Genomic DNA, 12,297 nt, shown 5'->3' on the forward strand with positions numbered 1-12,297 from the left:
CAACGACAACGACACGACCACTACCAATGTCGATGGCAACCAGACCAATGTCGGCGATATCGACGGCAGTGTGTCCGGTGGGATCTCGGGCGGGTCGAGCATCGAGGACAACTCGGTGGACAACTCGGTGGACAATTCGGTCGACAACTCCGGACAGGACAACTCGACGGACAACTCCGGTCAGGTCAACACCGATGTCGATGTGGACACCACCGTCGACACCGGCCTGTTCTGAGCCCGACCGTACAACGCCACTGGCGGGGATCAATCCACGATCCCCGCCAGTCGCCACGTCTGATCAGCGGCCGGGCAGTGCGTGTTCGATGATGGGTCGGCGCCGATGTGGTTCGCGCTCACGACGTTTGGCGGCCAGGTACACCTGGGCGGTTTCGTCTGCGATCGCGTGCCATTCGAACTGCGAGGTGAGCCGCTCGCGCGCGGCGATCGCGCGTTGTTGGGCGGCGTGCGGGTCGTCGAGAACCGAGCGGACAGCCGCCGCCAGGCGCGCGGTATCGCGTGGCGGAAAGGACATTCCGGTTTCACCGTCGATGACCGCCTCGCCCAACCCTCCGACGTTCGAGGTCACCAAGGGGATTCCGGTCGCCGCAGCTTCTAGAGCGACGATGCCGAACGGCTCGTAGTGGCTGGGCAATACGGCTGCGTCGGCGGTGTGCAGCAGGTTCACCAACGCGTCGTGGTCGAGGTGTCCGGCGAACGCGGTCGCCTTGAGCACCTTGTGCTTTCGCGCCTGATCGATGAGCCAATCGAGCTGGGTGCCCTCGCCGGCGATCGTCAGCGTGGTACCGGGGTGGGTGCGCCTGATTCGGGGTAGCGCGGCGATTGCGTCGTGGATGCCTTTCTCGTACTCCAGCCGACCGAGATACAGCAATCGGGCAGGTCCGGTCCGGGGCTTGCGTTGAGCGAATGGCCAGCGACCACAGTCGATTCCGTTGCGGATGACATACGACTCGGCCAGGCCCGGCCCGAAGAGCTCCGAGACCTCATCGCGCATCGAGGCCGAACAGGTGATCAGCGAATCGGATTCGCGCACCAACCACGATTCCACCGCGTGGACCTGTCTGCTGATGCGGCCCGACACCCATCCGGAGTGTCTGCCGGCCTCGGTGGCGTGGATCGTGGATACCAGTGGCGCATCGTAAAATTCGGCCAGGGCGATCGCGGGATGTGCGACCAGCCAGTCGTGTGCGTGTACGACGTCGGGGCGCCAAGGGCGACCGCGTCGCGACTTCAGCATCAAACCGGTGCGGACCATCGCGTGGCCCATCGCCAACGTCCAGGCCATCATGTCCGTGCCGAAATCGAACTCGTGCGGATCGTGCGCCGCCGCGACCACGCGCACACCTTCGGCGATCTCGTCGGTGGTCGGATGCGTGCTCGGGTCGGTGTTCGACGGTCGCCGGCTCAGCACGACGACCTCGTGGCCGGCTTCAGCTAGCGCGGTGGCGAGATGATGAACGTGCCTCCCGAGTCCGCCGACCACGACCGGCGGGTACTCCCACGACACCATGAGGATCTTCACGGTCGCTGACTCCTGTGCGAGTGACCGGAAAATGTACACGCGGAGCGGCGTGTCGGTGTGCAGACACGGTCGCTCGCGGAAGTGAAGGCTGGGGGTGGGGTCATCGCGGTAACCGCCGGGCGTCCAGCGCGCCGAACAGGCCGTCGGCGCGGTTCCAACCGGCGGCGAGGCGCTGTGCATGCTCACGGCGACCGGACGCCACGGCGTCGGCGATCTCGCGGGTGGCGTGGGCGTGCAGGTGCGCACGGTAGCGGGCATAGTCGGCCGCGGAGTCCTTGCTGACCATGAACGGCCAGTCGCTCGACACGGTCAGCAGCGTCTCGCGCAGGATCTGGTCGGCGACAAAGTTGCGTGCAGGCGCAGCGTCGGTCTCGCCGAGCGCCTTGTCGATGGTCGCCAGCGCGGTGTCGACGACCTCGGTGTTCAACTGGACCAGGTCGGCGACCTGCTCACCGGCCCACACCTGCCAGTCCTTGCCGGAACCCCATGAGCTGGGCGGCAATTCGACAGGCGAGCCGACGAAACCGTCGGCCTTGGCGTCGCTCAGCGTGCCGACGCGCACACCGGCCTCGGGCAGCGCGCGCAGCACCCGCTCGAGCCACACGGGGCCCTCGTACCACCAGTGGCCGAACAACTCGGTGTCGAATGCGGCGATGACGTGTGCGGGGCGCCCGATGCGTTCGCTCTCGTCGCATAGTCGCTGCCGGACCACCGCGACGAAATCGGCGACATGGGCGTCGATCGCTCGGTCGGCGCGCTCCGGGTCGTACGGCGCCTTGGCCTCCGACGGCACATTGCGGCCCGTCACCCGGGCCGGCTTGAGTCCGGTCGTGTGGTCGTAGGTGTGGAAGTCGCGGTAGGCGGCGTGCCCGGGGTAGCCGGACTTCGGCGACCACACTCGATAGCTGACGTGCAGGTCCCGGCCGAATGCCACCACGTCGGAGGATCCGACCGGACGGCCGAGCGCGGTGTCGCCGTGCAGGGACGGGCCGTCGACCATGAAGTGGCCGACACCGGCTGCGGCGTAGTCGGTTTCCATGCCGGGCGCGTAGGCGCATTCCGGGGCCCAGATGCCGACGGGTGTGTGCGCGAACCGCAGGCGGGCATCGGCGAGCCCCTCGTGCAGCGCGAATTCCCGCAGCCTCGGGTTGAGCAGCGGCTGGAACGGATGCGCGAGCGGACCGCCGAGCAGTTCGATGGTTTCGGCGTCGATCACCTCGCGCAGCAAGGGGCTGCCGCCGTGCGCCCACAGCGTGGCGAAGTCCTCGATGGCCTGCTCGGCCTCGGCGTGCTCGCGAACACCGAACTGGCGCAACGGATCACCGAGAGTGGTCGCCTCGAGCGCGCGCAGCTGCCAGTTCGCCAGCCAGTGGTGCATCCCGGTCAGGCAGTACGGGTCGTCGAGTTGTGCGGTGACCACCGGCGTCATGCCCAGCGTCAGCTGGTGGCGGCGGCCTTCGTCCGCCAACGTGCGCAGCACCCGCATCAGCGGGAGGTAGCACGCCGACCACGACTGGTAGAGCCATTCCTCGCCGACGGGCCAGCGGCCGTGATGAGCCAGCCAGGGCAGGTGGGTGTGGAGAACGAGCGTGAAGAGGCCCGGAGCCGGGTCGCCGGCGACATTGGACCGGGGAGCCGGGTCGCCGGCGACATTCAGCCCCGGGGGGTCGGCGGATGTCACGGCCGCACCGCGATCGCGACCAGATCGAGGCTGTCGTCGATGTTCCGATCGCGCGCGTCGACCAAATCGAAGTCGTCGCTGCGCACGGAGGCCACGTCGGCGAGCAGATCCTCGGGCCACGGCGCATCGGCTATTGCCCGCGCGATCTGGGCGTCGATGATCGAGCCGCCGTGTCGGGCGTCGAGTTCGACGAGCCGCGGCCCGTGAAAGACCCCGTATACACCTTCGACCGCGAACCCTTCGGTGGTGAGCAGTTCGGTCAACTCGGCGGCGTTGAGTTCGCGGGTGTGGAACGGGTTGATCGGGGCGTCCCGACCGGGGGAGAACGTGATTCGGTTCGGCGTCGACATCAGCAGACGCCCGCCCGGCCGCAGCACACGCAGGCATTCGCGCACGAATTGCCCCTGATCCCAGAGGTGTTCGATGACCTGGAAGTTCACAACGACATCGACCGAGCCGTCTGCGAGCGGCAACACGGCCAGGTTGCCGTGGCGCATGTCCACGCGCGGATACCGCGCACGCACGTGGGCGACCGCTGTCTCGTCGTAGTCCAGGCCGATCACGCACCGGGCGACGTCGGCGATCAGGTTGGCCCCGTAGCCCTCACCGCAACCGGCCTCGAGCACGTCGCGATCCGCACAGCGGTGGGCCGTCTGCTCGTAGACAACCTCGTGGCGGCGGAACCAGTAGTTCTCCTCCGCGAGTCCCGGAACCGTGCGTTCCCCGGTGAGGGGGAGGTCGGGTCCATCAGTAACAAAAGCGCTCATTGGAAGGCAGGCTAACGTGAAACGGCCCACAGACGAATGGTTCACCCCCTACGTGCTGCTAGAACACGAACTTCGACCCGCTACAGTGTTCCTGCGAACCGCCACAAGTTACCCGCGAGTAACATGGTGGTTGTTGCTCAAAGCGTGTTATGCGGGCCGATCATCGGTCCCTTCGAGGAGGACGAACCAGACTCATGACGAACATCGTGGTCCTGATCAAACAGGTCCCTGACACCTGGTCGGAGCGCAAGCTCACCGACGGCGACTTCACTCTCGACCGCGAGGCGGCCGACGCGGTGCTCGACGAGATCAACGAGCGCGCCGTAGAGGAAGCGCTGCTCATCAAGGAGAGGGAAGGTGGCGACAGCACTGTGACGGTGCTGACGGCCGGCCCCGAGCGCGCGACCGAGGCGATCCGCAAGGCGCTGTCGATGGGTGCCGACAAGGCCGTGCACCTCGTCGACGAGGGCATGCACGGCTCGGACATGGTCCAGACCGGTTGGGCCCTGGCACGTGCGCTGGGGACCATCGAGGGCACCGAGCTGGTCATCGCCGGCAACGAGGCCACCGATGGCACCGGCGGCGCGGTCCCCGCGATCATCGCCGAGTACCTGGGCCTGCCGCAGCTGACGCATCTGCGCAAGGTGACCGTCGAGGACGGCAAGGTCAGCGGCGAGCGGGAGACCGACGACGGCGTGTTCTTCGTCGAGGCTCCGCTGCCCGCCGTGGTCAGCGTCAACGAGAAGATCAACGAGCCTCGCTTCCCGTCCTTCAAGGGCATCATGGCCGCCAAGAAGAAGGAAGTCACCAAGCTCACGCTCGCCGAGATCGGTGTCGAGGCCGATGAGGTCGGTCTCGCCAACGCCGGGTCCAAGGTGTTGTCGTCGACGCCGAAGCCGCCGAAGACCGCCGGCGAGAAGGTCACCGATGAAGGCGACGGCGGAACCAAGATCGCCGAGTACCTGGTCGCCCAGAAAATTATTTAGGCCCCAGACCGAGACTGCGAAGAACAAGAGACGAGAGAAGAACTCATGGCTGAAGTACTCGTGCTCGTTGAGCACGCCGAAGGTGCACTGAAGAAGGTCACCTCGGAGTTGATCACCGCGGCTCGCAAGCTCGGCGAGCCCTCGGCCGTCGTCGTCGGCGCGCCGGGTACCGCAGAACCGCTCACCGACGGCCTGAAGGCCGCGGGCGCGGCCAAGATCTACGTCGCCGAGTCCGAGGACGCGGAGAACTACCTGATCACCCCGCAGGTCGATGTGCTGGCATCACTGGTCGAGTCGGCCTCGCCCGCCGGTGTTCTGCTGTCGGCCAACGCCGACGGCAAGGAGATCGCCGGCCGGCTGGCCGCCCGCACCGGTTCCGGTGTGCTCACCGACGTCGTCGACGTCCAGGAGGGTGGCAAGGCCGTGCACTCGATCTTCGGTGGTGCATTCACCGTCGAGGCCGAGTCCACCGGTGAGGTTCCGGTCATCACCTTGCGCGCCGGATCCGTTGACGCCGAGCCCGCCGACGGTGCGGGTGAGGTCGTCAACGTCGAGGTCCCCGGCCAGGCCGAGAACGCGACAAAGATCACCAAGCGCGAGCCCGCCGTCGCGGGTGACCGTCCGGAGCTCACCGAGGCGACGGTTGTCGTCTCGGGTGGCCGCGGTGTGGGCAGCGCGGAGAACTTCAACGTGGTCGAGGAGCTGGCGGACTCGCTCGGCGGCGCTGTCGGCGCGTCCCGTGCCGCCGTCGACTCCGGCTACTACCCGGGCCAGTTCCAGGTGGGCCAGACCGGTAAGACGGTGTCGCCGCAGCTGTACATCGCCCTGGGCATCTCCGGCGCGATCCAGCACCGCGCGGGCATGCAGACGTCCAAGACGATCATCGCGGTGAACAAGGACGAAGAGGCGCCGATCTTCGAGATCGCCGACCTCGGCATCGTCGGCGACCTGTTCAAGGTCACACCGCAGCTGACCGAGGCGGTCAAGGCTCGCAAGGGCTGAGTTTCCGCGCGACGGGCCCCCGGACACTGTCCGGGGGCCTTTTGCATGCCGTTCCGAGGGCGTACAAGGGTGAGCGCTCGGCGGTCTGGACTACGGACTTTCAAGGGCTCGATCGCCGCCACCCGAGTGCGAGTCTTTTCGTGACAGGCACGACGAAAGGTTCCGAGATGAAGATCACCGTGTTCGGCGCGACCGGACTCATCGGCTCGAAGGTGGTATCGATCCTCACCGCGGACGGCCACGAGGTGGTCGCCGCGGCGCGCTCCACCGGTTTGGACGTGTTGACCGGCGTCGGGGTGGCCGAAGCGGTCGCCGGCGCGGATGTGGTGATCGACGTGACCAACTCGCCGTCGTTCGAGGACGACGCGGTCATGGACTTCTTCACGAGGTCGACGACGAACCTGGTGGGTGCCGCGACGGCCGCGCGGGTGGGTCACGTCGTGGCGCTGTCGATCGTCGGCGCCGACGGGCTTCCCGAAAGCGGTTATCTGCGTGCGAAGGTCGCGCAAGAACGCATCATCAAAGACTCCGGACTGCCGTTCAGCATCGTGCGCGCCACGCAGTTCCACGAATTCGCCGAGGCGATCACCGAATCGCTGAGCGGCAACGGCGAAGTGCGGGCGCCCGACGCGCTGATCCAGCCGATCGCAGCCGATGAGGTCGCCGCCGAGGTGGCCCGGACAGCCGTGGCGGCCCCGAGCAACGGTCACGTCGATATCGGCGGGCCCGACAAGATGCCGTTCGCCCAGCTCGCGGGTGCGGTGCTGGCCGCACGCGGCGACGAGCGGCCGGTCGTTGTCACCACCGAGGCGACGTACTTCGGCACTCCGCTCGACGAGCAGAGCCTGGTCACCGGCGACGGCGCCGTCATCGCCGCGACGCGCTTCACGGATTGGCTGGCACGACGATGACCTCCGCGGCGCCCGAGAACGACCTGGACCGGGTTGTTCGCGAGCGGCACTGCACACGCAAGTTCCTGCCCGACAAGCCCGTACCGCGCGTACTGCTCGACGAGGCGCTGGAACTGGCGATGCGTGCACCATCGAACTCCAATATCCAACCCTGGCGGCTGTTCTTGGCCACCGGCGCGCGCCGCGACCAACTCGTCGAAGCACTGCTGCACCGCGCGTCCGCCGGTTTTCCCGCGACCATGGGGATTCCGGAGAGCTTCGCACCGCTGCGGCAGGAGTTGGGCGCGTTGGTCTACGGCTCGATGGGTGTGGCCCGTCACGACGCCGAGGGGAGACGTCGCGCACAGCTGCGCAACTTCGAGTTCTTCGGTGCCCCGGTGGCGGGAGTGGTCTGCATGCACCGCGATCTCGGACACGCCGACAGCCTCGCGGTCGGGATGTTCCTGCAGACGCTGGTGCTTGCGCTGACCGAACGCGGTCTCGACACGTGCGTGCAGGTTTCGGTTGCACACTTCCCGGATGTGCTGCGCGAACAGCTGGACATCCCCGCCGAACTGCGGGTGTTGTGCGGACTCGCGATCGGGTACGCCGACCCGTACTTCCCGGCCAACCACGTGCGCACACCCCGCAACTCGGTATCCGACAACGTCGTGCTGCTCGGCGGCTGACATTTCGCCGGGGCAATTCGTCACCTGGCGCTCATCGACACGTCACGCCTGCGATGCCGCCCGGAGATGCGGCTGAGCGACCGTGCAGCCATGAGCACTGCTTCTGTACTCATCGCCCCCGAGGAGATCGACCGAGGCCGGACCGGGTCCGCAGGTCCCGCGCCGCGCTATACCCTGCTGCTGACGACGGACGCCACGCTCATCGAAGCGGCGCAGCGGCTGCGCCACGAGGTGTTCACCGCCGAGCCCGGATTCGCGCTGACCGGTTCCGCCGACGGCCTGGACGCCGACCGCTTCGACGAGCATTGCGACCACCTGCTGGTACGCGAGGACGTCACCGGCGAAATCGTCGGCTGTTATCGAATGCTGCCACCAGCCGGTGCCGTTGCCGCCGGAAGCCTCTACAGCGCAATCGAATTCGACGTGCGTGCGCTCGATCCGCTGCGGCCGGGCCTGGTCGAGATGGGCCGGGCTGTGGTGCGATCGGATCACCGTAGCGGAGCCGTCGTGCTGCTGATGTGGGCCGGGATTCTGGCGTACCTCGACCGCTGCGGGTACGACTACGTCACCGGCTGCGTGTCGGTGCCCGTCCACGGCCCCGACGGTTACCCGCCGGGCGCACAGATCCGCGAAGTCCGCGACTTCGTGCGTCGCTGCCACGCCGCACCGGCGCTCTACACCGTGCATCCGTACCGGCCGGTGACTGTCGGCGGCAAGGGCCTCGACGACATCGAGCCGCCGGAGAGGCTCGCCGTACCACCATTGATGCGCGGCTACCTGCGGCTCGGCGCGCAGGTGTGCGGCGAACCCGCTCACGATCCTGATTTCGGCGTCGGGGACTTCCCGGTGTTGCTCGACAAACGCCGGGCCGACACGCGCTACCTGCGCAGGCTGCGGTCCGTCGCGGCCGCCGCCACCCTGGCCGGCGGGATCGCGCCGTGAGCACCCTCGGCGCCTGGGTGCCGAAGGCGTCGTGCGATGCGAGTTGCGTCGGCGCTGGCGCCGCGCGGTCCGGACGACGGGTGATCGTGACCTGCCGTGCCGCGGTACGGGTCACCTCGGCCCTGCTGCTCCTGCCGCTGGCGCCGATGCTGGTCCTCCCCGCCCCCGGACGATCCCATCTGCAGCGCGGCTACTGCCGGTTGCTTCTGTACTGCCTGGGTGTGCGCACCAAGGTGTCCGGGGGCCCGATCCGCAACCTGAGCGGCGTTCTGGTGGTCAGCGGCCACATTTCCTGGGTGGACGTCTTCGTGGTCGGCTCGGTGCTGCCAGGCCGGTTCGTCGCCAAGTCCGAGCTCGTCAGCTGGCGGGGCCTCGGACTGCTGGCCCGGCTGCTGAAGGTGATCCCGATCGAGCGGTCGAACCTGCGGCGCCTGCCCGACGTGGTGGGCGCCGTCACCCGCAATCTGAGCGCGGGCCGTACCGTGATCGCCTTTCCGGAGGGCACCACCTACTGCGGACTGGCGTACGGCCGCTTTCGCCCCGCCATGTTCCAGGCCGCCATCGATGCCGGCAGACCGGTCCAGCCGTTGCGTCTGGCGTACCACCACCCCGACGGCACCACCTCCACCGTCGCTGCCTATGTGGGCGATGACACACTGCTCGACTCGATCCGGCGACTGGTCACGACGAGGCGCACGGTCGCGCGGGTGCACGTCGAGTCGCTGCAGCTACCCGGAACCGACCGCCGCGACCTGGCCAATCGCTGTGAGACGGCGGTGCGGGGCGACACAACCAAACACACGTCCGGTCACGCGCTCGTGGCCTGAGCGGATCGGAAGAGCCCCGGCTCGACGGCTATTCTGGACTGGTTATGACCTCGGATCAGCCGGTCTACCTCGATCACGCCGCCACCACCCCGATGCACCCCGCTGCCATCGAGGCGATGACGGCTGCGATGGCGACGGTCGGCAACGCGTCGTCGTTGCACGGCACGGGCCGCACGGCCCGGCGGCGGATGGAGGAGTCGCGCGAGACGCTGGCCAATCTGCTGGGTGCCCGCCCGTCGGAGGTGATCTTCACCGCGGGCGGCACCGAGAGCGACAACCTCGCGGTCAAAGGTATCTTCTGGGCCCGCCGCGACGCCGATCCACGCCGCAGGCGGATCGTGACCACGCCGGTCGAGCACCACGCCGTGCTCGATTCGGTCGAGTGGTGCGTCGAGCACGAGGGCGCCGAGGTGACCTGGCTGCCCGTCGAGAAGGACGGTTCGGTCACGCCCGCGGCGCTGCGACAGGCGCTGCAGGACCACGACGACGTCGCTCTGGTGTCGGTGATGTGGGCCAACAACGAGGTCGGGACGATCATGCCGATCGCCGAATTGGCTTCTGTGGCAGCAGAATTCGATGTGCCAATGCACAGCGACGCCGTTCAGGCCGTCGGCCACATTCCGGTCGACTTCGCCGCGAGTGGGCTCTCGGCGATGAGCATTGCGGCGCACAAGTTCGGCGGCCCCACCGGGATCGGTGCGCTGCTGCTGCGCCGCGACACGGCCTGCGTCCCGCTGTTGCACGGCGGAGGCCAGGAGCGCGACGTCCGCTCCGGCACACCGTATGTGGCGGGAGCCGTCGCGATGGCCGCAGCGGCGAAGGTCGCGGTCGACGGGCTCGAGACCAATGGCGCGCGGGTGTCGGCGCTTCGCGACCGCCTGATCAAGGGCGTGTTGGCCGCCATCGACGACGTCGAGGTGAACGGCACGACGGGTGCCGCTCGGCTGCCCGGCAACTGCCACTTCACCTTCCGCGGCTGCGAAGGCGACTCGCTGCTGATGTTGCTGGACGCCAAGGGTATCGAGTGTTCGACCGGTTCGGCCTGCACGGCAGGCGTCGCGCAGCCCTCACACGTGCTGATCGCGATGGGTGCCGACCCGGCGAGTGCGCGGGGTTCGCTGCGACTCTCGTTGGGGCACATCAGCAGTGAGGCCGACGTCGATGCCGCGCTCGCGGTGCTGCCCGCCGCGGTCGAACGGGCCCGGCAGGCGGCGCTGGCAAGTTCGGGAGTGGTCGAGTAGTGCGGGTACTCGTGGCGATGAGCGGCGGCGTGGACTCCTCGGTCGCCGCCGCCAGGATGGTCGACGCCGGACACGACGTCGTCGGTGTTCACCTGGCACTGTCACCGTCCCCAGGCACACTGCGCACCGGTTCGCGCGGCTGTTGTTCGAAAGAGGACGCCGGTGACGCGGGCCGGGTCGCCGACATCCTCGACATCCCGTTCTACGTCTGGGATTTCGCCGACCGGTTCAAAGAGGACGTCATCGATGACTTCGTGTCGTCATACGCCCGCGGGGAAACCCCGAACCCGTGTGTGCGCTGCAATGAACGGATCAAGTTCTCCGCGTTGGCCGCCCGCGCGCTGGCATTGGGATTCGACGCCGTGGCCACCGGACACTATGCCCGGCTGTCGGACGGTCGACTGCGGCGCGCGGTCGACGCCGCCAAGGACCAGTCCTACGTGCTCGCGGTGCTGACCGCCGAGCAACTGCGGCACGCGGTGTTCCCGGTCGGCGACACCCCGAAGCCGCAGATTCGCGAGGAGGCTGCGCGTCGCGGGCTCGCGGTCGCCGAGAAACCCGACAGCCACGACATCTGCTTCATTCCCTCCGGTGACACCCGCGCGTTCCTCGGGGCCAAGATCGGTGTTCGACGCGGTTCGGTCGTCGACGCCGCAGGGACGGTGCTCGCCGAACACGACGGCGTGCACGGGTTCACGGTGGGTCAGCGCAAGGGTCTGGGCATCGCCGGGCCGGGCCCGGACGGACAGCCGCGCTATGTCACAGGGATCGACCCGCAGACCGCGACCGTGCGGGTCGGTGGCGCCGAAGACCTCGACGTGTGGACGTTGACCGGTGAGCGGCCGATCTTCACCTCCGGTGTCGCGCCCGCGGGCCCGATCGAATGCCAGGTGCAGGTCCGCGCGCACGGCGGTGTCGCAGACGGCGTTGCCGAACTGCGCGACGACCGGCTCGTCGTCGAGCTGCGTGCGCCCCTGCGCGGCGTGGCTCCCGGCCAGACGATGGTGCTGTACCGCCCCGACCCGGCTGGCGACGAAGTGCTGGGCAGCGCGACGATCACCCGGTAGTTATCCGGGGACATTGGCCAGAATGTTGGACATGACGATCTCGGGCACCGAGTCGGGGAACCGGCACGCGGTCACCTCCACCAGCACGACCGACTTCACGCGGTAGTCGCGACCGCAGGCACCCGAGGGTCGGGTCTGCAGGGTGTCCGCGCCCACCCTCCACTCGCCGACGAACATCGGCCCCAAAGGCGTTGCGCTGCAACCATCGACGAGAGCGACGAGCGAATCGAACGCCCGCCGGGCGGTCGCGGCGTCGCGATAGGCCGCCGCGCCCTCGGAGATCAACCCACCTTCGGGCGGGTGCTGGAACGTGGTCTTGCGGAACTCCTCGACCTCTGATCCGAAGGTCTGGGTCTCGGCGAAGATCCACTGGCATGGTAGGGGAGTGGTCTCGGCGAGCGGCTCGATGTCGACGGGGATCTTGCCGTCCATGGTCGGGATGATCGTGAGATCCTCACCGGCTCCGGTGATCGCACGCATCTGTGACTGGTCGAGCATGATCGTCTCCACATCGACCGGCGACAGCGATCCGTCGTCGATGCCCGGCGTCGCCCGCATCGCGTGTCCGTCGATGACCTGAGTGCACCCCGAGGTGATCGCGACCGCCACGCACCACAGCACGAGCGACCGGAGCGCTGCGGGCATGGCCTGTCCTTCCCCAACCC

12 protein-coding genes and 1 pseudogene are annotated in these 12,297 nt (G+C 68.1%); 9 read left to right on the forward strand and 4 right to left on the reverse strand.

The window, feature by feature from the left end:
- Positions 1–235: pseudogene (locus CEX87_RS27180) on the forward strand (IniB N-terminal domain-containing protein); the annotation flags it as partial.
- Positions 236–298: 63 nt separating this feature from the next.
- Here the strand turns inward: CEX87_RS27180 and CEX87_RS00010 are convergent.
- The 3 genes from CEX87_RS00010 to CEX87_RS00020 form a co-directional block, all read right to left on the reverse strand.
- On the reverse strand, positions 299–1,540 hold the full coding sequence (locus CEX87_RS00010) for a glycosyltransferase family 4 protein (protein WP_094285780.1): 1,242 nt from the start codon (positions 1,538–1,540) through the stop codon (positions 299–301).
- Positions 1,541–1,640: 100 nt separating this feature from the next.
- Positions 1,641–3,197, reverse strand: a complete 1,557-nt coding sequence (locus tag CEX87_RS00015; protein WP_094285782.1) for a 1,4-alpha-glucan branching protein domain-containing protein — start codon at positions 3,195–3,197, stop codon at positions 1,641–1,643.
- A gap of 20 nt (positions 3,198–3,217) precedes the next feature.
- Positions 3,218–3,988 (reverse strand): class I SAM-dependent methyltransferase, encoded by a 771-nt coding sequence (locus tag CEX87_RS00020; RefSeq protein WP_094285515.1) that lies wholly within the window; start codon positions 3,986–3,988, stop codon positions 3,218–3,220.
- 194 nt (positions 3,989–4,182) lie between these two features.
- On the opposite strand from CEX87_RS00020, the gene CEX87_RS00025 reads away from it, so the two are divergent.
- The 8 genes from CEX87_RS00025 (at position 4,183) to mnmA (ending at position 11,632) form a co-directional block, all read left to right on the forward strand.
- The gene (locus tag CEX87_RS00025; RefSeq protein WP_064398495.1) at positions 4,183–4,974 is read left to right on the forward strand and encodes an electron transfer flavoprotein subunit beta/FixA family protein; all 792 of its coding nucleotides are present in this window, start codon (positions 4,183–4,185) and stop codon (positions 4,972–4,974) included.
- A gap of 45 nt (positions 4,975–5,019) precedes the next feature.
- Positions 5,020–5,976, forward strand: a complete 957-nt coding sequence (locus CEX87_RS00030; RefSeq protein WP_064398497.1) for an electron transfer flavoprotein subunit alpha/FixB family protein — start codon at positions 5,020–5,022, stop codon at positions 5,974–5,976.
- A gap of 167 nt (positions 5,977–6,143) precedes the next feature.
- Complete coding sequence (locus CEX87_RS00035; protein ID WP_064398854.1) at positions 6,144–6,887, forward strand: SDR family oxidoreductase; 744 nt, start codon at positions 6,144–6,146, stop codon at positions 6,885–6,887.
- Positions 6,884–7,555, forward strand: coding sequence for a nitroreductase (locus CEX87_RS00040; RefSeq protein ID WP_094285517.1), 672 nt, complete (start codon positions 6,884–6,886; stop codon positions 7,553–7,555). Before CEX87_RS00035 ends, CEX87_RS00040 begins: the two co-directional genes overlap by 4 nt.
- A gap of 90 nt (positions 7,556–7,645) precedes the next feature.
- Entirely contained in the window at positions 7,646–8,497 is an 852-nt protein-coding gene (locus tag CEX87_RS00045; RefSeq protein ID WP_094285784.1) for a GNAT family N-acetyltransferase, read from the forward strand.
- On the forward strand, positions 8,494–9,324 hold the full coding sequence (locus CEX87_RS00050; protein ID WP_094285519.1) for a lysophospholipid acyltransferase family protein: 831 nt from the start codon (positions 8,494–8,496) through the stop codon (positions 9,322–9,324). Before CEX87_RS00045 ends, CEX87_RS00050 begins: the two co-directional genes overlap by 4 nt.
- A gap of 44 nt (positions 9,325–9,368) precedes the next feature.
- Entirely contained in the window at positions 9,369–10,565 is a 1,197-nt protein-coding gene (locus CEX87_RS00055; RefSeq protein WP_066809416.1) for a cysteine desulfurase family protein, read from the forward strand.
- Positions 10,565–11,632 carry a tRNA 2-thiouridine(34) synthase MnmA gene (gene mnmA, locus CEX87_RS00060; RefSeq protein ID WP_094285521.1) on the forward strand — a complete coding sequence of 356 codons (1,068 nt, stop codon included), beginning with the start codon at positions 10,565–10,567 and terminating at the stop codon, positions 11,630–11,632. The genes CEX87_RS00055 and mnmA overlap by 1 nt, the downstream gene beginning before the upstream one ends.
- On the opposite strand, the gene CEX87_RS00065 is transcribed toward mnmA, so the two are convergent.
- Positions 11,633–12,277 (reverse strand): sensor domain-containing protein, encoded by a 645-nt coding sequence (locus CEX87_RS00065; protein ID WP_066809403.1) that lies wholly within the window; start codon positions 12,275–12,277, stop codon positions 11,633–11,635.
- Between the last annotated feature and the right edge of the window lie 20 nt (positions 12,278–12,297).

Origin of the sequence: Mycobacterium lehmannii (assembly GCF_002245535.1) — a bacterium.
Classification (GTDB): domain Bacteria; phylum Actinomycetota; class Actinomycetes; order Mycobacteriales; family Mycobacteriaceae; genus Mycobacterium; species Mycobacterium lehmannii.

What these genes read in the sequence shown, in the direction of transcription:
- CEX87_RS00020 (WP_094285515.1), bottom strand. Translation starts at nt 3,988, where the DNA reads ATGAGCGCTTTTGTTACTGATGGACCCGACCTCCCCCTCACCGGGGAA.
- CEX87_RS00025 (WP_064398495.1), top strand. Translation starts at nt 4,183, where the DNA reads ATGACGAACATCGTGGTCCTGATCAAACAGGTCCCTGACACCTGGTCG.
- CEX87_RS00030 (WP_064398497.1), top strand. Translation starts at nt 5,020, where the DNA reads ATGGCTGAAGTACTCGTGCTCGTTGAGCACGCCGAAGGTGCACTGAAG.
- CEX87_RS00035 (WP_064398854.1), top strand. Translation starts at nt 6,144, where the DNA reads ATGAAGATCACCGTGTTCGGCGCGACCGGACTCATCGGCTCGAAGGTG.
- CEX87_RS00040 (WP_094285517.1), top strand. Translation starts at nt 6,884, where the DNA reads ATGACCTCCGCGGCGCCCGAGAACGACCTGGACCGGGTTGTTCGCGAG.
- CEX87_RS00045 (WP_094285784.1), top strand. Translation starts at nt 7,646, where the DNA reads ATGAGCACTGCTTCTGTACTCATCGCCCCCGAGGAGATCGACCGAGGC.
- CEX87_RS00055 (WP_066809416.1), top strand. Translation starts at nt 9,369, where the DNA reads ATGACCTCGGATCAGCCGGTCTACCTCGATCACGCCGCCACCACCCCG.
- CEX87_RS00065 (WP_066809403.1), bottom strand. Translation starts at nt 12,277, where the DNA reads ATGCCCGCAGCGCTCCGGTCGCTCGTGCTGTGGTGCGTGGCGGTCGCG.